This window comes from Rhizobium sp. Root482, from assembly GCF_001426565.1.
GTDB lineage: Bacteria > Pseudomonadota > Alphaproteobacteria > Rhizobiales > Rhizobiaceae > Pararhizobium.
Window position 1 is genome coordinate 246440 of record NZ_LMFA01000020.1, and the last position, 26019, is coordinate 272458.

At 61.8% G+C, this 26019-nt stretch carries 23 protein-coding genes; 12 read left to right on the forward strand and 11 right to left on the reverse strand.

Translation table 11 applies throughout. From position 1 onward, the window contains the following. Nucleotides 1-27: 27 nt before the first annotated feature. Nucleotides 28-927 carry a LysR substrate-binding domain-containing protein gene (locus ASD31_RS13415; protein ID WP_056334278.1) on the reverse strand — a complete coding sequence of 300 codons (900 nt, stop codon included), beginning with the start codon at nucleotides 925-927 and terminating at the stop codon, nucleotides 28-30. Between the two features lie 100 nt (nucleotides 928-1027). Between ASD31_RS13415 and ASD31_RS13420 the strand changes: the two genes are divergently transcribed. Next, on the forward strand, nucleotides 1028-1231 hold the full coding sequence (locus tag ASD31_RS13420) for a hypothetical protein (RefSeq protein ID WP_156392647.1): 204 nt from the start codon (nucleotides 1028-1030) through the stop codon (nucleotides 1229-1231). 46 nt (nucleotides 1232-1277) lie between these two features. Here the strand turns inward: ASD31_RS13420 and xdhB are convergent, their stop codons facing one another. Continuing rightward, nucleotides 1278-3638: a xanthine dehydrogenase molybdopterin binding subunit gene (gene xdhB, locus ASD31_RS13425; protein ID WP_056334284.1), complete on the reverse strand. Its 2361-nt coding sequence runs from the start codon at nucleotides 3636-3638 to the stop codon at nucleotides 1278-1280. A 217-nt stretch (nucleotides 3639-3855) separates the two neighbouring features. Between xdhB and glpK the strand changes: the two genes are divergently transcribed. From glpK to sbmA, 5 genes are all read left to right on the forward strand, one after another. Next, nucleotides 3856-5349: a glycerol kinase GlpK gene (gene glpK / locus ASD31_RS13430; protein WP_056334286.1), complete on the forward strand. Its 1494-nt coding sequence runs from the start codon at nucleotides 3856-3858 to the stop codon at nucleotides 5347-5349. A gap of 145 nt (nucleotides 5350-5494) precedes the next feature. Next, the gene (locus tag ASD31_RS13435) at nucleotides 5495-6553 is read left to right on the forward strand and encodes an LLM class flavin-dependent oxidoreductase (protein ID WP_056334290.1); all 1059 of its coding nucleotides are present in this window, start codon (nucleotides 5495-5497) and stop codon (nucleotides 6551-6553) included. 78 nt (nucleotides 6554-6631) lie between these two features. Then, nucleotides 6632-7381 (forward strand): type I methionyl aminopeptidase, encoded by a 750-nt coding sequence (gene map, locus ASD31_RS13440; protein ID WP_056334293.1) that lies wholly within the window; start codon nucleotides 6632-6634, stop codon nucleotides 7379-7381. Between the two features lie 127 nt (nucleotides 7382-7508). Then, nucleotides 7509-8705 (forward strand): YbfB/YjiJ family MFS transporter, encoded by a 1197-nt coding sequence (locus ASD31_RS13445; protein WP_413813814.1) that lies wholly within the window; start codon nucleotides 7509-7511, stop codon nucleotides 8703-8705. 96 nt (nucleotides 8706-8801) lie between these two features. Continuing rightward, entirely contained in the window at nucleotides 8802-10079 is a 1278-nt protein-coding gene (sbmA, locus tag ASD31_RS13450) for a peptide antibiotic transporter SbmA (protein ID WP_056334295.1), read from the forward strand. Between the two features lie 11 nt (nucleotides 10080-10090). Here the strand turns inward: sbmA and ASD31_RS13455 are convergent, their stop codons facing one another. Beyond that, nucleotides 10091-11098: a polysaccharide deacetylase family protein gene (locus tag ASD31_RS13455; protein ID WP_056334299.1), complete on the reverse strand. Its 1008-nt coding sequence runs from the start codon at nucleotides 11096-11098 to the stop codon at nucleotides 10091-10093. A 135-nt stretch (nucleotides 11099-11233) separates the two neighbouring features. Between ASD31_RS13455 and ASD31_RS13460 the strand changes: the two genes are divergently transcribed. The 3 genes from ASD31_RS13460 (at nucleotide 11234) to der (ending at nucleotide 14058) form a co-directional block, all read left to right on the forward strand. Beyond that, a complete protein-coding gene (locus tag ASD31_RS13460; protein ID WP_056334733.1) occupies nucleotides 11234-11821 on the forward strand; it encodes an NnrU family protein in 588 nt (195 codons plus the stop codon). 115 nt (nucleotides 11822-11936) lie between these two features. Further along, a complete protein-coding gene (locus ASD31_RS13465; protein ID WP_056334302.1) occupies nucleotides 11937-12608 on the forward strand; it encodes a tetratricopeptide repeat protein in 672 nt (223 codons plus the stop codon). Between the two features lie 28 nt (nucleotides 12609-12636). Next, nucleotides 12637-14058: a ribosome biogenesis GTPase Der gene (gene der, locus ASD31_RS13470; protein ID WP_056334306.1), complete on the forward strand. Its 1422-nt coding sequence runs from the start codon at nucleotides 12637-12639 to the stop codon at nucleotides 14056-14058. A 248-nt stretch (nucleotides 14059-14306) separates the two neighbouring features. On the opposite strand, the gene ASD31_RS13475 is transcribed toward der, so the two are convergent. Beyond that, nucleotides 14307-15230, reverse strand: coding sequence for a sugar kinase (locus ASD31_RS13475; RefSeq protein ID WP_056334309.1), 924 nt, complete (start codon nucleotides 15228-15230; stop codon nucleotides 14307-14309). A 231-nt stretch (nucleotides 15231-15461) separates the two neighbouring features. On the opposite strand from ASD31_RS13475, the gene ASD31_RS13480 reads away from it, so the two are divergent. The 3 genes from ASD31_RS13480 (at nucleotide 15462) to ASD31_RS26810 (ending at nucleotide 17877) form a co-directional block, all read left to right on the forward strand. After that, complete coding sequence (locus ASD31_RS13480) at nucleotides 15462-17108, forward strand: alpha-glucosidase (protein WP_056334735.1); 1647 nt, start codon at nucleotides 15462-15464, stop codon at nucleotides 17106-17108. 74 nt (nucleotides 17109-17182) lie between these two features. Further along, nucleotides 17183-17608 carry a putative toxin-antitoxin system toxin component, PIN family gene (locus tag ASD31_RS13485; RefSeq protein ID WP_056334312.1) on the forward strand — a complete coding sequence of 142 codons (426 nt, stop codon included), beginning with the start codon at nucleotides 17183-17185 and terminating at the stop codon, nucleotides 17606-17608. Next, nucleotides 17605-17877 (forward strand): hypothetical protein, encoded by a 273-nt coding sequence (locus tag ASD31_RS26810; protein WP_056334315.1) that lies wholly within the window; start codon nucleotides 17605-17607, stop codon nucleotides 17875-17877. Before ASD31_RS13485 ends, ASD31_RS26810 begins: the two co-directional genes overlap by 4 nt. Nucleotides 17878-17896: 19 nt before the next feature. Here ASD31_RS26810 and ade read toward each other — a convergent pair whose 3' ends face one another. From ade to choW, 7 genes are all read right to left on the reverse strand, one after another. Further along, the gene (gene ade, locus ASD31_RS13495; RefSeq protein WP_056334318.1) at nucleotides 17897-19594 is read right to left on the reverse strand and encodes an adenine deaminase; all 1698 of its coding nucleotides are present in this window, start codon (nucleotides 19592-19594) and stop codon (nucleotides 17897-17899) included. Between the two features lie 170 nt (nucleotides 19595-19764). Next, nucleotides 19765-20871, reverse strand: coding sequence for a branched-chain amino acid ABC transporter substrate-binding protein (locus ASD31_RS13500; protein WP_056334320.1), 1107 nt, complete (start codon nucleotides 20869-20871; stop codon nucleotides 19765-19767). Nucleotides 20872-21053: 182 nt separating this feature from the next. Further along, nucleotides 21054-22382, reverse strand: coding sequence for an aspartate aminotransferase family protein (locus tag ASD31_RS13505; protein ID WP_056334322.1), 1329 nt, complete (start codon nucleotides 22380-22382; stop codon nucleotides 21054-21056). A gap of 330 nt (nucleotides 22383-22712) precedes the next feature. Beyond that, nucleotides 22713-23054: an ArsR/SmtB family transcription factor gene (locus tag ASD31_RS13510; RefSeq protein WP_056334325.1), complete on the reverse strand. Its 342-nt coding sequence runs from the start codon at nucleotides 23052-23054 to the stop codon at nucleotides 22713-22715. Between the two features lie 120 nt (nucleotides 23055-23174). Beyond that, entirely contained in the window at nucleotides 23175-23918 is a 744-nt protein-coding gene (locus tag ASD31_RS13515) for a HugZ family protein (protein WP_056334328.1), read from the reverse strand. 81 nt (nucleotides 23919-23999) lie between these two features. Continuing rightward, entirely contained in the window at nucleotides 24000-25049 is a 1050-nt protein-coding gene (choV, locus tag ASD31_RS13520) for a choline ABC transporter ATP-binding protein (RefSeq protein ID WP_056334331.1), read from the reverse strand. Beyond that, on the reverse strand, nucleotides 25046-25921 hold the full coding sequence (choW, locus tag ASD31_RS13525) for a choline ABC transporter permease subunit (protein WP_056334333.1): 876 nt from the start codon (nucleotides 25919-25921) through the stop codon (nucleotides 25046-25048). Before choW ends, choV begins: the two co-directional genes overlap by 4 nt. Nucleotides 25922-26019: the final 98 nt, after the last annotated feature.

Genomic DNA, 26019 nt, shown 5'->3' on the forward strand with positions numbered 1-26019 from the left:
TTGGCGCGCGCATGCCTGTGGATGCCCTCAAACAATGGTGCCCGTCGGCAGTTCGCCCATGATCCAGTTGCGAAAGGCGCGGATGCGCGGCGTACCGCGGCGGTTTTCCTGATAGGCGAGCCAATAGGCCTTGCCATCATTGCAGGTGAGTTCGAAGGGCTGGTAGAGGCGCCCCAGCGCCAGGTCGTCGGCGTAGAATTCCGGATTGAGGATTGCCACGCCATGGCCGGCGATCGCCGCCTCGGCCTCGATGGTCTGCGTGCCGAACTGGTTGCGCGGCAGGCGATCGAGTTTCGCATCCGCTACCCCCGCAGCCTCGAACCATTGTGCCCACCAGGGGTCGCCCGGGTCGAAGATCGGCAGGCGCAGCAGGTCCGCCGGCTCATGCACGCCGCCGATGCTGGCGGCCAGTTTCGGGCTGAGCATCGGCGCAAACTGCAGCGACATCAGCCGGTGACAGACAAGTCCCGGCCATTTCCCGTCACCCCAGCGGATGGCGACATCCATCGTCTCACGGGTAAAATCGGCGATGTGTGAGGTCGTTTCCAGCCTGACGGCGATCGCCGGATGCTTTAGCTGGAAGGAGCCGAGATGCGGGGCCAGCCATTTCGAGGCGAAAGTATGGGTGGACGCGATAATCAGCGTTCCCTCCGCCGTCTCGCGCACGGTCGCCAGCGCCTCGCCCAAAAGGGCAAAGGCTTCGCTCACCTTGGGTGCCAGTCGGTCGCCCGCCTCGGTCAACGCCACCTGGCGCGGTCGCCTTAAAAACAGCGGCTCGCCGACATTCTCCTCCAGCACCTTGATCTGGTAGCTGACGGCCGTTTGCGTCATCCCGAGTTCCTCGCCGGCGCGGGTGAAACTGCTCAGCCTGGCGGCGGCTTCGAAGACGCGCAGCGCATTCAGCGGTACCTGTTTCGACATTTTCATGGATAAGTTCTCTTGATGCATAGAGACGGAGGTTCGATTGGAATTGCATCATTTTTTCGCCCATCCTGCAATCATGTTCACGAAAGAAATAGGTGCTGTCATGGATTGCCAGGCGATTGAAAAATACGATGTTCCGAAGGTTTCGTGGTTCGAGCGCGCGCTCAAGGCCGCCATGGACGCCTTGACGGCCCGTCCCCCGAAATATCCAAGGCTCGAGCTCGAGCCGATGTCCAACTATATGAGGCGCGATCTCGGCTTCATGGACGGCAGGGCGCCGCGCGAAGACTGTGACCTGACCCGGTAACATGATCGGCCGCCGTGGATTTCCTCACGGCGGTCTTCATCGCTCTTCAGGAGGAATTTGGAGAGGCCGTCCGGCGCAGGCGCTCCACCGCCATCAGTATCCGTTCCGGCGTCGCCGGGGCATCAAGTCGCGGGCATTCCCGATAGTCCGCCACGCTGGCGACAGCCATGGAGAGGGCCTCGAACACCGAGATCGGCAGCATGAAGGGCGGCTCGCCGACGGCCTTGGAGCGACCGATGGTCATTTCGGCATTTTCGGCCCATTCCGCCAGCTTGACGTTGAAGATTCTCGGCCGGTCGGAGGCAAGCGGGATCTTGTAGGTCGAGGGCGCATGCGTGCGCAGCCGCCCCTTGTCGTCCCACCACAGTTCCTCGGTCGTCAGCCAGCCCATGCCCTGAATGAAACCGCCTTCCACCTGGCCGATATCGATGGCCGGATTGAGCGATTTTCCGACATCGTGCAGGATATCGGCACGCTCGACCCTGTATTCGCCGGTCAGCGTATCCACGGACACTTCCGAGACCGCTGCGCCATAGGAGAAATAATAGAAGGGCGTGCCCCGGCCGGTGTTGCGATCCCAGTGGATCTTCGGGGTCTTGTAGAAGCCGGCGGCAGAAAGCTGTATCCGCGCCTGATAGGCCTGTTTGATGAAATCGGCAAAGGCGATGCTTTCCTCGCCGATCCTCACGGTGTTGGCGACGAAGCTGATGGTCTGCGGCTCGGCCTGCCAGCGCTCGGCGGCGAAGGCGATCAGCCGTTTCTTGATCTGCCGGGCGGCGTCATGGGCGGCCATTCCGTTCAGGTCTGACCCGGAGGAGGCCGCGGTCGCCGATGTGTTCGGCACCTTGCCGGTCGTCGTCGCGGTGATCTTCACCCGATCGATATCGACCTGGAAACTGTCGGCCAGCACCTGCGCCACCTTGGTATAGAGGCCCTGGCCCATCTCCGTGCCGCCATGATTGAGATGGATCGAGCCGTCCTGGTAGACATGCACCAGCGCGCCGGCCTGGTTGAAGGCGGTCATGGTGAAGGAGATGCCGAATTTCACCGGCGTCAGCGCAATCCCCTTGCGGATGATCCGGCTTGTCCTGTTGAAATCGAGGATCGCCCGGCGGCGGGTCTGGTAATCAGCGCTTTCCTCCAGCTCCGCGACGATGCGCTGGATGATGTTGTCCTCCACCTTCTGATGGTAGGGCGTCAGCACCCGGTCGGAATCATTGTCGCCGTAGAAATTCAGCTTGCGGATATCGAGCGGATCCTTGCCGAGCGCATAGGCGATCTCCTCGATCATGCGTTCGGCCCCGAGCATACCCTGCGGTCCGCCGAAGCCGCGATAGGCGGTGTTGGAGACCGTGTTCGTCTTCAGCGGCTGCGAGGTCAGCTTCACATGCGGATAGAAATAGGAACTGTCGGCATGGAACAGCGCCCGGTCGGTGACCGGCCCTGAGAGATCGGAGGAATAGCCGCAGCGCGCCGCATAATTTGCCTTGACCGCAAGGATGCGGCCGTCTTCATCGAAGCCGACATCGTAGTCGACCAGGAAATCGTGGCGCTTGCCCGTTGCGGTCATATCCTCGTCGCGGTCGAGGCGGAACTTGACGGCGCGGTCGAGCTTCTTGGCCGCCACCGCCGCAAGGACCGCGAACTGGTTGCTCTGTGTTTCCTTGCCGCCGAAGCCGCCGCCCATGCGCCGGACATTCACCGTCACGGCATTGGAGGGAACGCCGAGCACGTGGCCGACCATGTGCTGGACCTCGCTCGGATGCTGGGTGGAGGACCAGACGGTGACCTCGTCATCCTCGCCCGGTATCGCCATGGCGATATGGCCTTCGAGATAGAAATGATCCTGCCCGCCGATCCGCATCCGCCCGGAAAGACGTCGCGGCGCAAGCTCCAGTTCGGCCTCGGCATCACCGCGCGCCAGCGTCAGGGGCCTGGTCACCAGCTCGCCGCCGCTTTCCAGGGCTTCGGTGATATCGGTCAGATGCGGCAGGTCGCGATAGGTGATCTTCGCTTTGCGCGCCGCGCGCCGGGCCATGTCGCGCGTGGCGGCAATCACCGCAAAGGCCGGCTGACCGTGGAATTGTACGATGCCATCAGCAAGCACGGGCTCGTCGTCGAGATGGCTGGGGCTGATATCGTTGGAATGCGGCATGTCTTTCGCCGTCAGCACGCAGACGACGCCGGGAAAGGCCTCGACCTCCGACAGATCCATGGAAAGGATGTCCGCATGCGCCCGGTCTGTGAGGCCGAGCGCGCCATGCAGCGTGCCCGCTGGCTCCGGCATGTCGTCGATATAATCGGCGGTCCCGGACACATGCTTATGGGCGCTATCATGCCGCAAGCTGCCATGCATCGGCCCGGCGATTGACTTGCGTTCCTCGTAGGTCGAATTGGTGGGGGCCATGCGATCTCTCCCGCTGTTCGAACAGCGGAGTCTATGCGTAAAGCCGGCGATCTGACAATTGCGGTTTTGCCGATTCCAGCCCCCGCATATCGTGGTCGGAAATGGTCGATCATTTGCGTTTTGTTTTCGTTTGACATTCGTTTTTGCATCGTATTGAAGTTTTTGGAGTGGTGGCCTGGGAGAGGCGAGGGCCGCCGACAAGGCCGGGAGGGGCAGGATGAGCGGATATGTTCTCGCGATCGATCAGGGCACGACGTCGAGCCGGGCGATCGTCTTTGATGAAAACCAGAAGATCGCGGGCGTGGGCCAGAAGGAATTCCGGCAGTATTTCCCCAAATCCGGCTGGGTCGAGCATGATCCGGAGGAAATCTGGGAGACGGTCGTCTTCACCATCAGGCAAGCGATCGCCAAGGCCGGCATAAAGACCGCCGATCTCTCCGCGATCGGCATCACCAACCAGCGCGAAACCGTGGTCGTCTGGGAGCGTGACACCGGAAAGCCCATCCACAAGGCCATCGTCTGGCAGGACCGGCGCACGGCTGCTTATTGCGAAAAGCTGAAGCGGCAGGGGTTGGAGACGCTCTTTACGAAGAAGACCGGACTGCTGCTCGATCCCTATTTTTCCGGTACCAAGCTTTCCTGGCTGCTCACCAATGTAAAGGGTGCGCGTGCCCGTGCAGCCAAGAGTGAATTGTGTTTCGGCACGATCGATACATTCCTGATCTGGCGGCTGACCGGCGGCACCTCCTTCGTCACCGATGCGACGAACGCCTCGCGCACGCTGATGTACAATATTGCCGACAATCAATGGGACGGGGAACTGCTCGACATCCTTAGCGTGCCCGATGCGATGCTGCCGCAGGTGCTCGACTGTGCCGCCGATTTCGGGGTGACGGACGCTTCTATCTTCGGTGCCGAAATCCCGATCCTCGGCGTCGCCGGCGACCAGCAGGCCGCCACGATCGGTCAGGCCTGTTTCCAGCCGGGCATGATGAAATCCACCTATGGCACCGGCTGTTTCGCGCTGCTCAACACCGGCCGGGACATGGTTCGCTCCAAAAACCGGCTGCTGACGACCATCGCCTATCGCCTCGACGGCGAAACCACCTATGCGCTCGAAGGCTCGATCTTTGTCGCCGGTGCCGCGGTCCAGTGGCTGCGCGACGGGTTGAAGGTGATCAAGGCGGCGTCAGATACCGGCGCGCTTGCCGAAAGCGCCGATCCGAGCCAGGAGATCTATCTGGTCCCGGCGTTCACCGGCCTTGGCGCACCGCACTGGGACCCGGATGCGCGCGGCGCCATTTTCGGGATGACGCGCAATACCGGCCCGGCCGAATTCGCCCGCGCCGCGCTCGAGGCCGTCTGCTACCAGACGCGCGACCTGCTCGATGCCATGCACAAGGACTGGAAGAGCAACGGCACGGAAACGGTGCTGCGCGTCGATGGCGGCATGGTCGCGTCCGACTGGACCATGCAGCGCCTCTCCGACCTGCTCGATGCGCCGGTAGACCGGCCGACCATTCTGGAAACAACAGCGCTGGGCGTTGCCTGGCTTGCCGGCAGCCGGGCAGGGGTCTGGCCCGACCAGAAGCACTTTGCCGCATCCTGGGCCCGCGACCGCAGGTTCGAGCCGCAGATGGACGAAAAGACCCGATCCGGAAAGCTGAAAGGCTGGCGAAACGCGGTGAAACGGACGCTGAGCGCGCTTTGATTGATGTCGGTCTCGTAGCCCGCCGGGAATTGGTCCATAGGGGAAACGCACTGTTTCGATTTTCTTGCTGTGAAAGGATGATGGCGACGACTATCTGCTTCTGAGATCATATCTTCGCCATTCGGCGGAAAACAGGCAGGGCATCATGGAACTTGGGCTTTACACATTCGGCGACGTTCATCCCGAAGCGCCGAACGGGCGCGGTGCGGAAGGTACCGAGCGCATCCGCCATCTGATCGAGGAGATAGAACTGGCCGATCAGGTCGGGCTCGATGTCTTCGGTCTCGGCGAGCATCATCGTCCGGATTATGTCGCCTCGGCGCCGGCGATGATTCTGGCCGCGGCGGCATCCCGCACGAAGACCATCAAGCTTACGAGCGCCGTCACGGTGCTGAGCTCGGACGATCCGGTGCGTGTGTTCCAGCAATTCGCAACCCTCGACCTGATCTCCAACGGTCGTGCCGAAATCATGGCGGGCCGTGGCTCCTTCATCGAATCCTTTCCGCTGTTCGGCTATGACCTGGAAGATTACGATCAGCTGTTTTCCGAGAAGCTCGACCTCCTGCTTGCCCTCCGCGACAGCGAAATGGTGACATGGTCGGGTGAAAAGCGCGCGCCGATCAATGGCCGCGGCGTCTATCCGCGACCATTGAACGATCCGCTGCCGGTCTGGATCGCTGTTGGCGGGACCCCGCAATCGGTGGCGCGGGCCGGGGCGCTCGGCCTGCCGATGGCGCTTGCCATCATCGGCGGCGAGCCGGCGCGTTATGCGCCGTTGTTCGAACTCTACCGGGAGGCCGCCCGCCGCGCCGGCCAGGATGGTTCGACGCTGAAGACCAGCATCAACGTCCATGGCTTCATTGCCGATACCACCGAAAAGGCCGCCGACCAGTTCTATGGGCCGCAGGCCGAAGTGATGAACCGCATCGGCCGCGAGCGCGGCTGGGGACCGACCAACAGGGCGCATTTCAACCAGTCGATCGGGCCGAACGGAAACCTTTTCCTCGGAGATCCGGACATGGTTGCCGAAAAGATTATCCGTCACCAGCGCATCTTCAGGAATGACCGGTTCCTGCTGCAGATGGCGATCGGCCTGATGCCGCATGACCAGATCATGCGCGGCATCGAACTCTACGGCACGAAAGTGGCGCCGCTGGTGCGGGCGGCGCTGGCTGAGGACGGGAAAAGCGCGGCATCGGCGTGAATTTGCCGATTTTCCGGCGCCCGGCGACTGGATCGTCGGCTTTCGGCGCGGTAGATATGCCGCCGAAAGCGAGAGACGATGACCCTCAACAATGACGAAGACCTCGAGCGGCTGAAGGAGATCGGCCGGATCTGTGCCAATGCCGTCCAGATCATGGGGGCAGCACTCGAGCCGGGCATGACAACGGCCGATCTCGATGCGATCGGCCGCAAGGTGCTGGAGGATGCCGGTGCCCGCTCCGCGCCGGAACTGGTCTATGATTTTCCCGGCGCCACCTGCATCAGCGTCAACGAGGAAATTGCCCATGGCATTCCCGGCGCACGCGTCATCCAGGCCGGCGACCTGGTCAATATCGACGTCTCGGCCGAAAAGAACGGACTGTTTGCCGATACCGGGGCTTCCTTTGCCGTCTTCCCGGTCAAGCCGCAGATCGAGCGCCTTTGCCGCGATGGCAAGCGCGCCATGTGGGTCGGCCTCAACGAGGTGAAAGCCGGCAAATCGCTTGCCGCCATCGGCAATGCCATCGGCAAATTTGCCCAGAAGAACCGCTATACGCTCGTTACCAATCTTGCCAGCCACGGCGTCGGTCGTTCGCTGCACGAGGAGCCGTCCGAAATCGCCACCTGGCCGGACAAGCACGAGAAGCGCCGCATGACGGACGGCATGGTCTTTACCGTCGAGCCGTTCCTGTCGCTCGGCGCGCAATGGGCCGAAAACGGCGATGATGCCTGGACGCTCTACAGCGAGCCGCGTGCGCCCACGGTACAGTACGAGCATACGGTCGTCGTCACCCGCAACGGACCGTTGGTCGTCACGCTTCCCGGGTAATGCGCGTCGAGTGCGGCCAGGCATAGGGCATCCGCCGATATGCCAAGGCTGCTCCGCATTCATTTCGATGAATGACAGCATCAAATTTTGTCGTTTGTCCGTGCATGTTGCGGTGCAATAGATAGATATGGCCTTGATGCAAAGCTCCCTCGACCGAAGCCTTACCTCCGCCGGCTGCGCCGGTGCCATCGCCATGGCGGTGGCCATGGGGTTCGGCCGGTTTTCCTACACGCCGATCCTGCCCGCCATGATGAGCGGCCTTGCCATGAGCCCGGCCGATGCCGGTGTCATCGCGTCTGCCAATTTCATCGGTTATCTCGTCGGCGCCGTCGTTGCCGGCTATGGCTGGGCCGCCGGGCGCGAGCGGCTGGTCGCGCTTTCTGCGCTGGCCGCCACCGCTGCACTTCTCCTCGCCATGGGGCTGACCTCGTCGCTCCTTCTGTTTTCGGTCATTCGCTTCCTGGCGGGCGTTGCCTCAGCCTTTGCGATGATCTTCACCACGGCGATCGTTCTTTCCCGAGGGCTTTCCGCGGCAAATCCGCATGTCCAGTCCGTGCATTTCGGCGGCGTCGGCATCGGCATCGCGGTCTCGTCGCTGATGGTCTTTCTCCTGCCGGCCGGCGGTTTCGGCGGCGTTGCAAACTGGCAAGCCGGCTGGTTTGGCGGCGCGATCATTGCCTTGATCGGAACTTTCCTCGTCGCGCTGATGCTGCCGGCCGGAGCGGCAAGGGCAAATGGCGGCGAAAGGGAAAAGCCGCTTGTGTGGACACGGCCGCTGTTCGTCGTCACGCTCACCTATGGCCTGTTCGGCTTCGGCTATGTCATCACCGCCACCTTTCTCGTCGCCATGGCGCGGCAGGGCGCGACGGATCATATGGTCGAATTTCTCGCCTGGCTCGTCACCGGCCTGAGCGCCGCCGTCTCGGTCCATCTGTGGCGAAGAGCCGTCGGGCGGCTGGGCCTTGTCGGGGTCTATCTGGCGGGGCTCTTGGTCGAGGCCATCGGGCTCGTCCTGGCGGTGGCCCTGCCATCGCCCCTGGCGCCGCTGGTGGGCGGGTTGCTGCTCGGTGCGACCTTCATCATGATCACGGCCTATGGCCTGCAGATCGGCCGGGTTCTGGCGCCCGCCAGCCCGCGAAAGGTCCTGGCCGTCATGACCGCCGCCTTCGGTGTCGGTCAGATCATCGGCCCGCTCGTCGCCGGCTGGCTCGCCGAAGGCAGCGGCAGCTTTACCGCGCCGACGCTGCTTGCGGCCGGCGTGCTTTTATTCTGCGCCCTCTTGACCGGCCTCGAGAGGCGCCGGATCGCCGCGGCGATTAAATAATCGTAACATTAGCTTGGCGCGATTGGCAGGTGAGGGCTTTTGCCCTAGTTTCTGCCACGTCTCATCTGCTCCTTCGTAAAACGAAAGCAATCCGATTTGTTTGTCTCCTTCTTTCCTAGGCCGCGCCTCTTCTTTTCGTCGGTCCTCATTTGGTCGTTGCTCTGTATGGTCGTCTGGTATGCCGGCGGCCGGCAGTTCGGCGCTCTGATCGGACTTCCCCCGTTGCAGCCGGGGCAAGATGCGGTCGTCGGGGTTTCCGTCTTCTGGTCGCCGCCCTTTCTCTGGTTCTATATCTATTACGCAGTGATGGTCGGGCTGTTTGCCGCATTCTGGTTCACGTTCAGTCCGCATTCCTGGCAAATGTGGTCCGTGCTCGGATCGGCGCTCATCATCTTCAACACCTATTTCTCGGTGCAGGTCAGCGTCGCCATCAATGCCTGGTACGGGCCGTTCTACGACATGATTCAGCGGGCGCTTGCTCGCACCGCGCCAATCCCGACGCAGATGGATATTTATGTCGGTATGTTCGGTTTTGCGGGGATAGCCTTTGTCGCCATCACCGTCGGCACTCTCAATCTCTTTTTCGTCAGCCATTATATCTTTCGCTGGCGAACCGCGATGAATGATTTCTATATGTCGCATTGGGACAAACTACGTCATATCGAGGGCGCCTCGCAGCGCGTTCAGGACGATACGATGCGCTTTTCGCGGACCATGGAAGGGCTTGGCATCAGTTTTGTCAGCTCGGTCATGACCCTCGCCGCCTTTCTGCCCGTCCTGTTCGAGTTCTCGAACATCGTCACCGAGTTGCCGATTATTGGCGAAATTCCCCATGCGCTGGTGTGGGCAGCAGTCTGCTGGTCGCTCTTTGGTACGGTGTTCCTCGCCGCGGTCGGGATAAAATTGCCAGGGCTCGAATTCCGCAACCAACGGGTGGAGGCGGCCTATCGTAAGGAACTGGTCTATGGGGAAGATCATGCTGATCGCGCGCAACCGCCAACCGTCGCGCAGCTTTTCGCAAATGTGAGAAAGAACTATTTCCGTCTCTATTTTCACTACATGTATTTCAACGTGGCGCGAATTTTCTATCTGCAGGCCGATAATCTTTTCGGCACCTTCGTCCTTGTTCCCTCGATCGTGGCAGGCAAGCTGACGCTCGGCGTCATGAGCCAGATCCAGAATGTCTTCGGGCAGGTTCGCGACTCGTTCCAGTATCTCGTCAATTCGTGGACGACAATCGTCGAGTTGCTCTCCATCTACAAACGTCTGAAAGCCTTCGAAGCAGCCATCTACGACGAGCCGCTGCCGGAGATCGATCAGCGTTATCTCACACGCGAGGAAACGGATGGGGAACCGGCGGCAGAGAAGCTCTGAGCCGGGACCCATCAGAAGGCGGAGCGATCCGCCTTCTTTTCGTCGGTGATCAAGGGCAAGGCTGTGGCATAGCTGACGCAGGCGACGTCCTGCCTGTTACAGGTCTCGCTCAGGAACCGGTCGAGCGCTCGCCAATAGGCGCCGCCGTTCATTTCCACGAAATGAAAACCGAGCTGCAACGGGATGCGGTCGCCGGCATATTCGGCTGCAAAGGCCTTGCGGTAGGCCGCAAGCGCCCGTTCCTCGAAAAGGGCGCTGTCCTTGCCGTTCTCGACGCCCTTCGAATGGCGCACGAAGAGATTGTAATCCATGCCGATCACAGGGCGCTGCTTCGGCCCCTCGGGGATCAGGGGCAGGCCGAAGCGCGATATATCCATCGTGCTTGAAGGCCATGCCGGCCCCTTGGTGACCAGGCTGGCATCATAGGCAAATCCGGCCTCCTTCAGGGCAGGCGCCAGGCCGTCGCTGATCGAAAGATAGGGCGCCCGAAATCCCTTGATATCCTTGTCGGCAAACTCCGCCCAGCCCTGCGGTTCCTCGCTCTTGATACCGGCCGCCGACCAGGCATTTTCCAGAGCATCGCGATAGGCGGAAAATTCCCGCAGCCAGTCGGCCTTGCTCCAGTCCTTACCGTCGAAATGGCCGCAGCCATGGCTGGCGATCTCGTGGCCTGAGAGACGGGCCTGCCAGATATGGTGCAGACGGGCTGCAATTTCCGCTTGGTTCTGTGCAAAACCGACATTGGAGCGCCCCGCCTTGTGCCCCGGCGCCCGATACTGCTGTCCGCCCTCGGCCTTCGTCATCAGGAAGGTGCAGGAGAGAAAATAGGTAAAATGCGCGCCGGTGCGCTTGCCCATGTCCAGGCTCTTTTCCCAGAGCGCATTGTCATGGGCGCCGTCGAAGGAAATGATCACCAACTGCTTGCGCGGCTCGGCCTGCTGTGGCGGGGCGGCCTGGGCAAGAGCGGCGGCCGAGGTGAAAAGGAGAGCGAGACCGGAAGCGGCGAGAAATCTGGGCATGCGGAAACCTTGGGATGCGTATGCGGGGCAGGGTGGCCTGGGCCAAGAATGCGGCAATCCTTTGATCGCACTGGAAACGCCGGCCCGTTCCGGCTATGCGGTGGGTTGGAAATTTCAAACGGGATGGATCGTTTCATGGCACTGCTGGTTCTAGGGATATTCATTTTTCTCGATATGCATCTGGTGCGCGCCGTGGCACCGGGGCTGAGGTCTTCGGTGATCGCGCGCGCCGGCAAGGGCACCTGGATGGGCATTTACACGGTCATCAGCCTGATCGGCCTCGGCTTGATCATCTATGGTTTCGGCGAGGCGCGGGCGACCACCGGCATCCTCTACGATCCGCCGGTCTTTCTGAGGCATATCGCGCTCCTTTTGATGCTCGTCGCCTTCATCTGTCTTGCCGCCGGCTTTCTGCCGGCCGGCCGCATCGCCGTCGCGCTCAAGCATCCGCAGATCCTCTCCGTCAAGATCTGGGCGCTTGCGCATCTGATGGCCAATGGCGAGACGTCGTCGGTGCTGCTGTTCGGTTCGTTTCTCGCCTGGGCGGTGATCCTGCGCATCTCGCTGAAGCGGCGCGAGCGGGCAGGCGAACGGGTGCTGCCGGTGTTCCGCTCGTCGGTCAACGATATTCTGGCGGTGGTGATCGGCCTTGTCGCCTATGGCCTGTTCGTGTGGAAATTGCATGAATGGCTGATCGGCGTCGCTCCGATCGCCATGGGATAGCGCGGACAGGGGGCGGCTAAATCGCGCTGCCCCCTTACAATGGCTTCAAAATAGGCTAGAAGCGCGGAATCTTTACATTCATCTTTGCAGGAAGGCCGGGCAACCGGAACAGCGAATGGCGAACCAGGACGACAGCTTTATCCGCGAGGTCAATGAAGAACTGCGCTCCGAGCAGGTGAAAGCCGTCTGGACGCGGTTCGGCAGCATCATTCTCGGGATCGCTGTTCTCATCGTCCTCGGCACCATCGGCAAGGTGGTCTATGAATATTGGCATGAAACCTCGGCCTCGCAGTCCGGCGACCAGTTCCTGGCGGCCCTGACGCTGTCGAAGGAAGACAAGGCCGATGAGGCGCTTGCGGCTCTCGCAACCCTCGAGAAGGACGGTTACGGCGCCTATCCGGTGCTGGCGAAGATGAGGGCGGCAACCCTGACCGCGCAGAAGGGCGATGCGCCCGCGGCCATCCAGGCCTTCTCGGAGATTTCGAAGGATGCCAGTCTGCCGCAGGCCATGCGCGACGCCGCCCGGCTGCGTGCGGCCTATTTGCTGGTTGATACCGGCACTTACGATCAGGTTTCGGCCGAGGCCGAACAGCTTGCGGTTCCCGCCAACGGCATGCGGCATTCGGCGCGCGAAGTGCTGGGGCTTGCTGCCTACAAGGCGGGCGATATGGCCAAGGCCAAGACCTGGTTCCAGCAGATTGTCGAGGATAACGAGACGCCGCGCAACCTGGCCAACCGCGCCCAGATGCTGCTCGACGTGATTACCGCCAGCGGCAAGACGTCCTGACCGGACGCATAGAAGACAGGATCGCCTGATGAATTTCACCGTCGCCATCGTGGGGCGCCCCAATGTCGGAAAGTCGACGCTGTTCAACCGTCTGGTTGGCAAGAAGCTGGCGCTGGTCGACGATACGCCGGGGGTAACGCGCGACCGGCGGCCGGGCGATGCCAAGCTCGTCGATCTGCGCTTCACCATCATCGACACGGCGGGCCTGGAACAATCCGGGCCGGAAACCCTGCAAGGCCGGATGTGGGCGCAGACGGAAGCCGCCATCGACGAAGCCGACCTGACGCTGTTCGTCGTCGATGCCAAATACGGGTTGACGCCGGCCGACGAGACGCTCGGTGAGATGCTGCGCCGTCGCGGCAAGCCGGTGGTGCTCGTGGCCAACAAGTCGGAGGCCAAGGGCTCCGACGGCGGCTATTACGATGCCTTCACGCTGGGGCTCGGCGAGCCGGTTGCGATTTCGGCCGAACACGGCCAGGGCATGATCGATCTGCGCGACGCGATCGTCGCCGCCATTGGCGAGGACCGCGCCTTTCCGCCCGAGATCGACGAGGCCGAGACCAATATCGACCTCAGGGACGACGAGGAGGCCGAGGACGAGGACTTCGAACCCGCCTATGACGAGACCAAGCCGCTGCGCGTGGCGATCATCGGCCGACCGAATGCCGGAAAATCGACGCTGATCAACCGTTTTCTCGGCGAGGACCGGCTGCTGACCGGCCCCGAAGCCGGCATTACCCGCGACAGCATTTCCGTCGAATGGGACTGGCGCGGCCGCACGATCAAGATGTTCGACACTGCCGGCATGCGCAAGAAGGCGCGGGTGCAGGAGAAGCTCGAAAAGCTCTCGGTCGCCGACAGCCTGCGCTCGATCCGCTTTGCCGAATCGGTCGTCATCGTCTTCGACGCGACCATTCCCTTCGAAAAGCAGGACCTGCAGCTGGTCGATCTTGTCGTTCGCGAAGGCCGCGCCGCGATCCTCGCCTTCAACAAATGGGATCTGGTCGAAGACCCGCAGGCCCTGCTTGCCGACCTGCGCGAAAAGACCGAACGTCTGCTGCCGCAGGCCCGCGGCATTCGCGCCGTGCCGATCTCCGGGCAGACCGGCTACGGCCTCGACAAGCTGATGCAGTCGATCATCGACACGGACAAGGTCTGGAACCGCCGGATTTCCACTGCCCGCTTGAACAAATGGCTGGAATCCCAGCAGATCCAGCATCCGCCACCGGCCGTGTCCGGCCGTCGCCTGAAGCTGAAATACATGACCCAGGTCAAGGCCCGCCCGCCGGGCTTCATGATTTCCTGCACGCGGCCGGAAGCGGTGCCGGAGAGCTATATCCGCTACCTGACAAACGGCCTGCGCGCCGATTTCGACATGCCGGGCGTCCCGATCCGCATCCATCTGAGAGCGTCGGACAATCCGTTCGAAAACCGCAAGAAGCGCCGGTGATATTGTCGGCCCGGCTTACCAGGTGATAAAGCCGGGGCTATAGGCAGCCAGCGGTTCGGTGACAGCAGGCGCTCGAAGGAGGGCAGGGAGAGGTAAGACAATCTCTTCGGTGATGCTATGCCCATATCGCAATATGGGTGTCGAGCACCAATCTCATCCCGGTTCCAGACCGAATCTTTGCCTCCAGCATGTTCACGGTCGTCATTACCAGGCTCCTTGGCTAAGGATCAGGCAAAGCGAATTGCAACTCAGGCCCAAGCGGTGCTTGCCAGCTTATCCTTCGCCACAAGCGCCCCGTGATGGCCGATGACGCCGGCGGCGATCGACGCGGCGAAGGCGGCGGCAGCAGCCGGATCACGCTCGGTCACATATCGCGCCAGGAAGGCGCCGTTGAAGCTGTCGCCGGCGCTGGTCGTGTCCACCACCTTGTCCACCTTGAGCGCAGGGACGAATGTCTCGGCATCGCCGAACCGCAAGGTCACACCGTTCGCGCCATCCTTGACGACGATATTCTCGACGCCGAGACCGCGATAGCGCGCGATCGTCGCCGCCACCTCGCTGTCGCCAAAATGGGTCGCCTCGTCGTCGAAGCTCGGCATCAGCAGGTTTGCGGCACGTGCGCCGGCCGAAATGGTTTCCAGCATATGGGCCTTGTCGTTCCACAGGCGAGGCCGGATGTTCGGATCGAACACAACCAGCTTGCCGGCTGCCCTGGCGCGGCGCAATTCGGAAAGCAGCGTCTCGACGGCCGCGGGAGCGAGGATCGCCAGCGTTATGCCTGAAAAGATGATGACATCGACCGCCTCGATCGAACCGCGCAGATGTTCGGCATCGTCTGCAAGCGTTTTTGCGGCCGATGCCGACCGCCAGTAGGAAAAGCTGCGTTCGCCGTCCTTGAGATGGATCATGTAGAGGCCGGGCGAGCGGCCCTCGACGCGACGGATGCGTCCGGTGCCAACCCCGGTCGTCGTCATGAAGGACAGCATTTCATCGGAAACGACGTCGGTGCCGACGGCGGTCAGATAGTCGACCGACCAATCCGACGGCAGGAAAAGCCGGGCATAGTAAGCGGTGTTGAACGTATCGCCGGCATAGGCCTTGCGCAGCAGGTCGCCTTCGGCCTGCATTAGTTCCACCATACATTCGCCGATCGAAAGCAGCCTGCCCGCCATGAATTCCCCCTCAAACCTTCCGTATTGCTCATGCGGGATAGGGCTTGTCGGGTATTCTGGCAAGCACCCGGTGCGATGAAAAGCTGTGAGAGAATAAATCCCGCCGGGAGCAGCGCGGTGCAATAGGGCGGGTTGATGCCGATCCGCGGCGAGGAACGGGATATGGGCGTTTACTCACCTTCCGGCGAAGGCTACATCTGGCGGCATCACCTTGCGAACCGGAGCATGCCGATGGCCCTTTCATCCAAGACCAACCCGGACTGGTGGCGCGGCGCGGTGATCTACCAGGTCTATCCGCGCTCCTTCCAGGACAGCAAAGGCGATGGCGCGGGCGACCTGAAGGGTGTGACGCAGCGGCTCGATTATATTGCCAGCCTTGGTGTCGACGCCATCTGGCTCTCGCCTTTCTTCACCTCGCCCATGGCCGATATGGGCTATGATGTGTCCGATTATTGCGATGTCGATCCGATGTTCGGCACGCTTGCCGATTTCGATGCGATGCTGAAGAAGGCCCATCGGCTGGGCATCAAGGTGATCATCGATCAGGTCATTTCCCATACGTCGGACCAGCATCCCTGGTTCAAGGAAAGCCGTGCAGACCGCACAAATCCGAAATCCGACTGGTATGTCTGGGCCAATCCGAAGCCGGACGGCACGGCGCCGAACAACTGGCTGTCGATCTTCGGCGGGCCGGCATGGGAATGGGACGGCGTGCGCAAGCAATATTACATGCACAATTTCCTTGGCTCCCAGCCCGATCTCAATTTCCACAATCTCGATGTGCAGGAAGCGCTGCTGGAGACCGTGCGCTTCTGGTTGAAACGGGGCGTCGATGGCTTCCGTCTCGATACCGTGAATTTCTATTTCCACGACAATGAGTTGCGTGACAATCCGCCCCAGATCGTCGACGACGAGGCGATCGGCCTCGATGCGCCCGATGTCAATCCGTACGGGATGCAGAACCACCTCTTCGACAAGACGCAGCCGGAGAATATCGGCTTCCTGCAGAGGTTCCGGGCGCTGCTCGATGCGTTCGGCGGGCGTGCATCCGTCGGCGAAGTGGGCGACGGGGCACGCTCGCTGAAGACGGTGGCCGCCTATACCGGCGGCGGCGACAAGCTGCATATGTGCTATACGTTCGATCTGCTCGGCCCGGATTTCACCGCCACCCATATCCGCCGTTGCGTTCAGTCCTTCCAGGACGCGGTGACGGATGGCTGGGTCTGCTGGGCCTTTTCCAACCACGACGTCATGCGTCATGCGAGCCGCTTCAGCCAGACGGAAGTGGAGAGAGAGCAGGTGGCGAAGCTGGCGATCTCGGTGCTTGCGGCGCTCCGCGGGACGATCTGCCTTTATCAGGGTGAGGAACTGGCGCTGCCGGAGGCCGAACTCGAACTGGCCGATCTGCGCGATCCCTACGGCATCCGCTTCTGGCCGGCCTTCAAAGGCCGCGACGGCTGCCGCACGCCGATGGTCTGGGAAAAGGATGCCGTTCATGCCGGCTTTTCATCCGCCAGGCCCTGGCTTCCCGTGCCGGGCGAACATCGTCCGCTGGCCGTCGATCAGCAGGAGGCGGATGACGCCTCTGTTCTTCGCCATTACCGGGAGACACTGGAATTTCGAAAAAGCCATGCGCCGCTCCTGGATGGCGCCATGATCTTTCTTGATACCAACCAGGATATCCTGATGTTCACGCGGGAGAAGGGCGGCGAAAAACTGCTGTTCGTCTTCAACCTCCACCGTGGGCCCCAGGTGGTGCAACTGCCAAGAGGCGTGACGGTTTCCGAGGCCGTGCCGATGCCGGGCTTCTCGCCGCAGGTGGTCAATGGCGAGATCAAACTTGAGGCGATGGATGTGTTTTGCGGGAGAGTGTCGTGACCCCATCTATCGGGGATGTTGATGCGGATATCCTACGGGATTGAAACATCCCATGGGATATCATATCATAGGTAATGCAGCGTGTTGTTCTCGATACAAACATTCTGACGTCTGGACTGAGAAGTCGGGATGGCGCTTCTTTTGTATTGTTGCGGCTGGTTGCAGACCGGATCATTCGCCCGCTCGTCACGACAACATTGTTCCTTGAATATGAAGCTGTGTTGAAGAGGCCGGATCAACTGCAGGCCAGCGGTTTTTCGGCCGCCGAAATCGACATCTTTCTAACGGAATTCTCCGCCTTGTGCGAAGCGGTCGGGGTGCATTTTCTGTGGAGGCCCCAATTGGCCGATCCTCAGGATGAGATGGTGTTGGAGGCGGCTGTTAACGGACGGGCCGACGCGTTGATTACGCATAATATAAGGGATTTTCGCTCCGTGGCGGCCCGCTTCGCCGTGAAAATCCTACGCCCTGGAGCTTTCCTGGAAGGAGTTTTGTCATGAGCAAAGCGACATATCCGTTGAAACTACCGGCCTCTGTCAAGGATGCTGCCGCACGGCTGGCAAAATCCGACGGCGTATCCCTCAATCAATGGATTGCATCGGCCGTTGCCCAAAAAGTGGGAGCGGTTGAAACGGCGGCTGAGTTTCTGAGGACAAGAGCCGCAGGTGCTACCGAAAGTGGTCTTGCGGCCTTTCTGGAAACCGTTGCATCCCGGCCGGTCGATACCGGAGATGAAATTCCGGAGCAGTTGCGCCGTCGCGTGAAGTAAATCGGAGACGCAGTTTTTGTCACCCGATCAGCATGAACCTGTCTACATCCACCAGCCCTTTGTCTGAAATCTTCAGATGCGGAATGACCGGCAGCGGCAGGAAGGCGAGTTGCAGGAAGGGTTCCTGCAGTGTCGCGCCGAGCGAGAAGGCGGCTTTCCGCAGATGATGCAGGGTATCGCGCACGCTTTCATAGGGCTCCAGGCTCATGAGGCCGGCGACCGGCAGCGCGATCTCTCCGATAACCTTTCCGTCCGCGACGACGACGAAGCCGCCCTTGATTTCTCCCAGGCGATTGGCGGCAAGCGCCATGTCGTCCTCGTTGACGCCGACGACGCAGATATTGTGGCTGTCATGGCCGACGGTGGAGGCGATCGCGCCCTTCTTCAAACCGAAACCCTGCACGAAGCCGTTGGCATGGTTGCCGTTGACGCCATGGCGCTCGATGACCGCGACCTTGATGATATCGCGTCCCAGATCGATGCCGGACTGGTTGCCGGATGCCGGCAGCCTGAAACGGCGGTGTTCGGTGATGATCTTGCCGGGAAGCACGCCGATGACCGAGGTTTCGCCCTCGGCATAGGGCACGCCGAAATCGGCGGCGTTGACATGGCCCGCCTTGACGCTGTCGAGCCCGACAGGGGCGACCGGGCGGCGTGTCGCGAACAATTCGTCGGTGACGAGGCGGCCGGCGGCAAAAACCTTTGCAGCCTTGCAGTTTTCCAGGCTGTCGATGACCACAAGATCGGCCCGCCAGCCCGGGGCCACCAGGCCGCGATCCCTAAGCCCGAAGGCGCGCGCGGCCGAGATCGACGCGGCGCGATAGACGGCCAGCGGTTCGGCCCCTTGCGCGATCGCCTCGCGGATCATGTAGTCGAGATGGCCCTCTTCGGCGATATCGAGCGGATTGCGGTCGTCGGTGCACAGCGCCAGGAAAGGCGACAGGCGTTCGGTGATGATCGGCATCAGCGCGTGCAGATCCTTCGAGACCGATCCTTCGCGCACCAGGATGTGCATGCCCTTGCGGATTTTTTCGAGCGCTTCGTCCGCCGTCGTGCATTCGTGGTCGGTGCGTATGCCGGCCGAGAGATAGCCGTTGAGGTCCAGCCCGCGCAGAAGCGGCGCATGTCCGTCTATATGACCATCCTGAAAAGCGTCCAGTTTGGCGAGACAGATCGGGTCCTTGTGGATGACGCCCGGAAAATTCATGAATTCCGCGAGACCGATGACCTTTTCATGATCGCGGAAGGGCAGGAGCGTTTCGATCGGCAGATCGGCGCCAGAGGTTTCCAGATGCGTCGCCGGCACACAGCTCGACAGCTGGACGCGGATGTCCATGATCGTTTCCAGCGCCGAGGCGAGGAAATAACGGATGCCTTCGGTTCCAAGCACATTGGCGATCTCGTGCGGGTCGCAGATCACCGTCGTCACGCCATAGGGTAGGACGCAGCGGTCGAATTCATGCGGCGTGACGAGCGAGGATTCGATGTGCAGATGCGTGTCGATGAAACCGGGCACGACGATCTGCCCCGAAATGTCGATTTCGCGAACGCCTTCATAGGTGCCGCAGGTGCCGACGATCCGGTCTGCGCAGATGGCGATATCAGAGGCAATGAGGTCGCCGGTGACAAGATCGAAGAAACGGCCGCCTTTCAGCACGATGTCGGCCGGCATCCGCCCGGTGCCCTGGTCGATCATGTTTTCGAGTTTTTCGCTCATGTCGTTCCTGCCTTCCGCTGCCGTCTGCCTCGCCGATCCCGGCATGGGTGCCGCCATGCACCGGCGGCACATAGTGGGCAAAGGCCGCGAATTCTGTTCCGGCAGCCTGCATTCCATGGTCTGAAAAGAAATCGGGCGCCGAAGCGCCCGATCAATGGATGTTGCAAGGCTTATTCTACGGCGACGATCTTGCCGTCCTGCCATGTGTAGAGCGAGAAGCTCTGCGAGGTCAGGTCGCCGGTTTCGCCATAGGTCACGTCGCCGATGGCGGTGGTGATCGGCTCGCCGGTCTTCAGCGCGGCTGCGACGGCTGTTGCGTCCTCGGCGCTCTTGGCCTTCTCGATGCCGGCCTTGATCACTTCGACAGCCGCATAGGCGTTGAGGGTGAAGGCTTCAGGCGGGATATTGGCGGCCTGAAGGGCGGCCACGGCGGCCTTGGAGCTCTCGTTCTTCAGGGCGTCGGCCGCATTGGTGAAAATCGTGCCGGCCGCCGCATCGGCGCCGATGCTCCAGTATTCGGTGTTGGAAAGACCATCGCCGCCAATGATCTGGATGGGAGCGTCGATATCCTTGAGCTGGCGCACCAGAAGACCGGCTTCGGGATGGTAGCCGCCGAAATAGAGCACATCGACCTTTTCAGCCTTCAGGCGGGTGGTGAGCGCACTCAAATCCTTGTCGCCGGGGGTCAGGGAATCGTTGAACACTTCGGTAATGCCGCCTGCATTCAGCGTTGCCTTGAACGCATCGGCCAGTCCCTTGCCATAGGCACCCTTGTCGTTGAGGATGCCGATGCGCTTGTCCTTGAATTTTTCGAGCACATAGGCTGCGGCCACTTCCGCCTGCTGGTCGTCGCGACCGCAGGTGCGGAAAATGGTTTCAAGTCCGCGCTTGGTCAGGTCCGGCGTGGTCGCCGTCGGCGTGACCATCAGGATGCCGTTTTCGGCGAGAACGTCGGAGGCCGGCATGGCAACGCCCGACGTGACCGGGCCGACGACGAAACGGATGCCGTCGCCGACGATCTGGTTTGCGGCCGATACGCCCTGCTTGGGCTCGCCTGCGTCATCGGCGAGCTTCAGAACCACCTGCTCGCCCAGGATGCCGCCATTCTTGTTGATCTGGTCGACGGCGACCTGTGCACCGTTCTTGACCTGGTCGCCATAGGCAGCGACCGGACCGGTCAAGGGTGCGATGAGGCCGATCACGATCTCGGCATGCGCCAGCGGCGCGAAAGCCAGCGAGGCAGCGATGGTCGCGCCGGTCAATGTCTTGAAATTCATCTTGTTTCTCCTTCGATGGGTTGGTTCCCCGCGTCCCGGCATAATCACCGTTTTCCGACGGAGCGGCCAAGCCGGTCCGTCATGGAAGTCGAGCCCCTGAGCCTCCGTCTCTTCGGACGAATGGATCCCATATCAATGCTGTAGGAACTGGCGGCGGATTCCGCAAGCTCGTTTTTCGGGCGTCAGATATTGGCGTTCAGCACCTTCCGGATGCCGTCGATCAGTTCGTCGATTTCGGCTTTCGAGATGATCAATGGCGGTGACAGGGCGATGATATCACCGGTGGTGCGGATCAAATAGCCGCTCTCATAGGCCTTCAGGAAGGCGGAGAAGGCGCGCTTGGTCGGCTCCCCGGCAATCGGGGCAAGTTCGATCGCGCCGATCAGGCCGATATTGCGGATATCGATGACATGCGGGCAGTCGCGCAGCGAATGGAGCGCCTCGCCCCAATAGGCGGCGAGTTCGGCGCCACGGGTAAGCAGGCCTTCGTCGCGATAGGTATCGAGGGTGCCAAGCGCCGCGGCGCAGGCGATCGGGTTGCCCGAATAGGTATAACCGTGGAAGAACTCGATCATATGTTCCGGGCCGTCCATGAAGGCATCGTGGATTTCGGCTGTCACGAAGACCGCGCCCATCGGAACGACGCCATTGGTCAGTCCCTTGGCGGTGACGATCATGTCGGGCTTCACGTCGAAATACTGCGCCGCGAACGGGGTGCCGAGGCGGCCATAGCCGGTGATAACCTCGTCGAAGATCAGCAGGATGCCGTGCTTGGTGCAGATGTCGCGCAGCTTCTGCAGATAGCCCTTCGGCGGGATGAGCACGCCGGTGGAGCCGGCGACCGGCTCGACGATGACGGCGGCGATGGTCGAAGCGTCGTGCAGGGTGACGATGCGTTCCAGCTCGGTCGCCAGATCGGCGCCATGCTCCGGCTCGCCCTTGGTAAAGGCGTTCTTTTCCGGCAGATGGGTGTGGGGCATATGATCGACGCCCGACAGAAGCGTGCCGAACATCTTGCGGTTGGAGACGATGCCACCGACGGAGATGCCGCCGAAATTGACGCCGTGGTAGCCGCGCTCGCGGCCGATCAGGCGGGTGCGTGAGCCGTTGCCCTTCGCCCGGTGATAGGCAAGCGCCACTTTCAGCGCCGTCTCGACCGATTCGGAGCCGGAATTGGTGTAGAGCACATGCTCCATATTGTCGGGCGCGATATCGATCAGGCGGTTGGCCAGTTCGAAGGCCTTGGGATGGCCGAGCTGGAAGGCCGGCGCATAATCGAGTTCGCCCGCCTGCTCACGGATCGCCTCGGTGATCTGCGGCCGGCAATGGCCGGCATTGACGCACCAGAGGCCTGCCGTGCCGTCGAGAACCTGGCGCCCGTCATGAGTGGTATAATGCATGTCCTTCGCCTTGACGAACATGCGCGGCTCTTTCTTGTACTGCCGGTTGGCCGTGAACGGCATCCAGAAGGCGCTGAGGTCGTTGGGCGTGGCATTGAGGCGGTTCGACATGATGTTCTCCGTGGCGGTTTGCCCCTGGCGGCCGGACCAGGGTGTGAAGCTGAAATCTTTACCCGATGGTCAAACTATCAGGGCGCCCCGAAGCGTCAAGTGACGGCCGATTCCGGCCAGGCGCATTTTCGCGCGAACCGGTTGTTCCGGGCGAAAGGCCTGTTTTGGACATTCAAAGGAGGAGGGAGCCGAGGTTCGGCGCGGGCCGTATGGTCTTTCGACCGTCGCAGCGGGAGGTCACGTTATCTGTGCGGGCGCTGGGGCAGCAGCCCACGGCCTTCCCGGCAGTGCCGGGACCGGCGGCAGGGGCCGCCATGCGGCCCCGATATGTCAGGCGATCCGGCGCTGGGCGACCTTTTCGCTGGTGTCGACCTCTTCGCCGTAGATTTCCTTCAGTGTCTTCAACACTTTCAGGACGGCAGCGGAAGAGCTGGAATAGTAGATCGTCTGCGCATCCCGGCGGGTTGTGACGAGGTTCTGGGCGCGCAGTTTGGAAAGATGCTGGGACAGGGCGGACTGGCTGAGTCCGACCTTGCCGGCAAGCGCGCCGACGGCCATCTCCTCATTGACGAGCGAACTGAGAATCAACAGGCGCTTGGGGTTGGCCATCGCCGAAAGAAACTCTGCGGCCACTTCCGCCTTGTCGTGTTTTTGAGGTGAAATCGTTTGCATTCGGTACTCCATGCGAAGTTCACATCACGCTTCGTTATGTTTGTGTGTGGGAGGATAATTAGCCGTGATGCATAAAAGGACAACCACCCACTACAAGAATTCGGGGTAGGCGGGGGTGCATTAACCGTAAAGTTTGACCAGCAGGGGGCGCAGTTCGCCCTGGGATTGCAGCGGCAGATCATATTCCAGCCGCTTCGATTGGTCTCCATTCACCAGATCGACGCCAGCCGCATCGAGGCCGCAGATTCGCCAGCCCGTACCCTTCGCCTTGCAATGCACCTGCGCATAGCGGTCGGCTGCATCGGCGTGATCGCTGTTCATATGCTCGATTGCGCGGGCTTCCATGGCGGCGAGTTCGTCGATCGCCGGCGAATGGATGATCAGGTCCGCGCCGTCGATGACATAGGCGCGGCCGAAGCCGCCATTGAGGCTGGCCCTGACGGGCGTGAGCCGGAAAAAGCTGAAATCGGGAAAATCGGCGTAGAGCTGGGCCTTCGGATGGCGGCGTAGGAAGCGCTCGCGGATGCGCGCATGAAGCGGGGTATCACGTTCCACCTGTTTCGCCTCGCACTGGACGGTCAGCCGCGCATGGGCAAGCGGATCACCCTTGCCGACATCGCCTGATAGCAGCGAGCAGCGGCCATCGGCGCAAAGCGCCTGCGTATGGGTGGAGAGCGCCGAGACCAGCACGACCGGCACACCATCGACATCCGTGCCGGTCAACACCCGGCTGACGAAGGGGAAGCCGCTGCCGCCGGGTTCGAGCACCGCGACGGCCGCATGGCGGGCGGACCGTAGAAGCACGCGGGCGAGCTTGCGTGCCTCGTCATCGGTTTCGCGCAGGACGGAGGGTTTTTCGGCCATTGGATATTCCCATCTGGTGAACATGAAACGCCCGGAGGCGGTCCTCCGGGCGGTCTTATAGTGTCAGCGGGATCGGTTTGGTCAACTTTTGTTGCGGTGCCGAGTCAGGCCCTCAACGACGTTCTGTGCATTGATGGTGCCGACGACGGCGCCATTGTCGACGACGCCGATGCTGCCGGGCTGGCGCGCCATGGCATCGAGAATATCGATCAGCGGCGTCGTCGGCTTGGCGGTTGCGGTCACCCCGGCGGAACCGTCGGCGCGGTTGATCCCCTGCTGCATCACATCCCTGGCCGTCAGCATGGTGATCGGGTTCAAGTGCTGGACGAAGTCGGCGACATATTGGTTGGCCGGATTGCGGACGATCTCCTGCGGCGTGCCGCACTGGATGATGCGGCCGCCTTCCATGATGGCGATGCGATTGCCGATGCGGAAGGCTTCGTCGAGATCATGGCTGACGAACAGGATGGTCTTCTTCAGGCGCCGCTGGAATTCCAGCAATTCGTCCTGCAGCCGCGTGCGGATCAGCGGGTCGAGCGCGGAGAAGGGCTCGTCCATCAACAGGATCGGTGCGCCGGTGGCAAAGGCGCGGGCAAGGCCGACGCGCTGCTGCATGCCGCCCGAAAGTTCCTTGACCTGACGCCCCGCCCATTGCGTGAGATTGACCAGTTCCAGCTGTTCGGCGACGCGCGCCTTGCGCTCGGTCTCCGATATGCCGGCCAGTTCCAGCCCGAAGCCGACATTGTCCTCGACCGTGCGCCAGGGAAGCAGGGCGAATTGCTGGAAGACCATCGAGACGGAATGCATGCGGAAGTCGCGCAGAGACCTGGCGCTGGATTTGTACGGATTGAGCGGTCCGTTGCCGGTGTTTACCTGGACTTCGCCGCGCACCACCGGCGCCAGCCCGTTGACGGCCCGCAGCAGCGTCGACTTGCCCGATCCCGACAGCCCCATCAAAACGAGGATCTCGCCCTCCCTAATGGTCAGCGAGGCATCGGCGACGCCGAGCACCAGCCCGGTCGCGGCGCCGATTTCATCGCGGGTCTTGCCCTGGTCGATCATGGCGATGGCCGTTTCCGGCTTGTTGCCGAAGATGATGTCGACATTCTTGAAAATGACGGCATCGGTCATGCGCCTTCTCCTTCATCGGACGAACGGAACAGGCGGTCGAGGATGATCGCGAGAATGACGATGCAGAGCCCGGCTTCGAAGCCCATGGAGATATTGACGGTATTGAGGGCGCGCACGACCGGCACGCCCAGCCCCTTGGCGCCGACCAGCGCGGCGATGACCACCATCGACAGCGACAGCATGATCGTCTGGGTGAGGCCGGCCATGATCTGCGGCATGGCGGAGGGCAGTTCGATCTTGCGCAGCACCTGTGAGGGCGTCGCGCCGAAGGAGACCGCCGCCTCGACGAGCGAGGGCGGAGTGGAGATGATGCCGAGGCGGGTGAGGCGGATCGGGGCTGGAATGGCGAAGATCACCGTGGCGATCAGGCCGGGCACCATGCCGAGGCCGAAGAGGATGAGCGCCGGAATGAGATAGACGAAGGTCGGGATCGTCTGCATCAGGTCGAGAATGGGGCGCAGGACGGCATAAAACCACGGTCGCCGCGCCGCCATGATGCCAAGCGGCACGCCGACCAGCATGCTGACGCCGGTTGCGGCAAGGACGAGGGCCAGCGTTTCGGTCGTTTCCTTCCAGAAGCCCTGGTTGACGATCAGGAGCAGCCCGAGGAAGGTGAAGAGCGCGACGCCGATCGAACGGCGGAAGTACCAGGCGAGACCGGTGATGAGGAGGATCATCGCCAGGGCATAGATCAGCTTGCCGCTCGGGCTGTCGATGAAGGGGCCTTGCAGCACCATGAGCACTGCGTCGATGCCCGCTTGAAGGACCACCTTGAGGAAGTCGAACACACCCTTGCCGTGGGTCGTCAGCCAGTTGACGGCGGCCTTGGCCCAGGGGCCGATCGGAATCTTTGTACTTGTCAGCCAATCCACAAGACGAAACCTGATGTCAGTGTTGATGGAACAGGCGGACGCATGTCCGGCCGCCGCGGATAGGGGATGCGATATGGATCGCGATACGGGCGGAGGGT

Excerpts from the sequence above, each read along its gene's own strand:
- ASD31_RS13415 (WP_056334278.1), bottom strand. The coding sequence starts at position 927 with ATGAAAATGTCGAAACAGGTACCGCTGAATGCGCTGCGCGTCTTCGAA.
- ASD31_RS13420 (WP_156392647.1), top strand. The coding sequence starts at position 1,028 with ATGGATTGCCAGGCGATTGAAAAATACGATGTTCCGAAGGTTTCGTGG.
- xdhB (WP_056334284.1), bottom strand. The coding sequence starts at position 3,638 with ATGGCCCCCACCAATTCGACCTACGAGGAACGCAAGTCAATCGCCGGG.
- glpK (WP_056334286.1), top strand. The coding sequence starts at position 3,856 with ATGAGCGGATATGTTCTCGCGATCGATCAGGGCACGACGTCGAGCCGG.
- ASD31_RS13435 (WP_056334290.1), top strand. The coding sequence starts at position 5,495 with ATGGAACTTGGGCTTTACACATTCGGCGACGTTCATCCCGAAGCGCCG.
- map (WP_056334293.1), top strand. The coding sequence starts at position 6,632 with ATGACCCTCAACAATGACGAAGACCTCGAGCGGCTGAAGGAGATCGGC.
- ASD31_RS13445 (WP_413813814.1), top strand. The coding sequence starts at position 7,509 with ATGGCCTTGATGCAAAGCTCCCTCGACCGAAGCCTTACCTCCGCCGGC.
- ASD31_RS13455 (WP_056334299.1), bottom strand. The coding sequence starts at position 11,098 with ATGCCCAGATTTCTCGCCGCTTCCGGTCTCGCTCTCCTTTTCACCTCG.
- ASD31_RS13460 (WP_056334733.1), top strand. The coding sequence starts at position 11,234 with ATGGCACTGCTGGTTCTAGGGATATTCATTTTTCTCGATATGCATCTG.
- ASD31_RS13465 (WP_056334302.1), top strand. The coding sequence starts at position 11,937 with ATGGCGAACCAGGACGACAGCTTTATCCGCGAGGTCAATGAAGAACTG.
- der (WP_056334306.1), top strand. The coding sequence starts at position 12,637 with ATGAATTTCACCGTCGCCATCGTGGGGCGCCCCAATGTCGGAAAGTCG.
- ASD31_RS13475 (WP_056334309.1), bottom strand. The coding sequence starts at position 15,230 with ATGGCGGGCAGGCTGCTTTCGATCGGCGAATGTATGGTGGAACTAATG.
- ASD31_RS13480 (WP_056334735.1), top strand. The coding sequence starts at position 15,462 with ATGGCCCTTTCATCCAAGACCAACCCGGACTGGTGGCGCGGCGCGGTG.
- ASD31_RS13485 (WP_056334312.1), top strand. The coding sequence starts at position 17,183 with ATGCAGCGTGTTGTTCTCGATACAAACATTCTGACGTCTGGACTGAGA.
- ASD31_RS26810 (WP_056334315.1), top strand. The coding sequence starts at position 17,605 with ATGAGCAAAGCGACATATCCGTTGAAACTACCGGCCTCTGTCAAGGAT.
- ade (WP_056334318.1), bottom strand. The coding sequence starts at position 19,594 with ATGAGCGAAAAACTCGAAAACATGATCGACCAGGGCACCGGGCGGATG.
- ASD31_RS13500 (WP_056334320.1), bottom strand. The coding sequence starts at position 20,871 with ATGAATTTCAAGACATTGACCGGCGCGACCATCGCTGCCTCGCTGGCT.
- ASD31_RS13505 (WP_056334322.1), bottom strand. The coding sequence starts at position 22,382 with ATGTCGAACCGCCTCAATGCCACGCCCAACGACCTCAGCGCCTTCTGG.
- ASD31_RS13510 (WP_056334325.1), bottom strand. The coding sequence starts at position 23,054 with ATGCAAACGATTTCACCTCAAAAACACGACAAGGCGGAAGTGGCCGCA.
- ASD31_RS13515 (WP_056334328.1), bottom strand. The coding sequence starts at position 23,918 with ATGGCCGAAAAACCCTCCGTCCTGCGCGAAACCGATGACGAGGCACGC.
- choV (WP_056334331.1), bottom strand. The coding sequence starts at position 25,049 with ATGACCGATGCCGTCATTTTCAAGAATGTCGACATCATCTTCGGCAAC.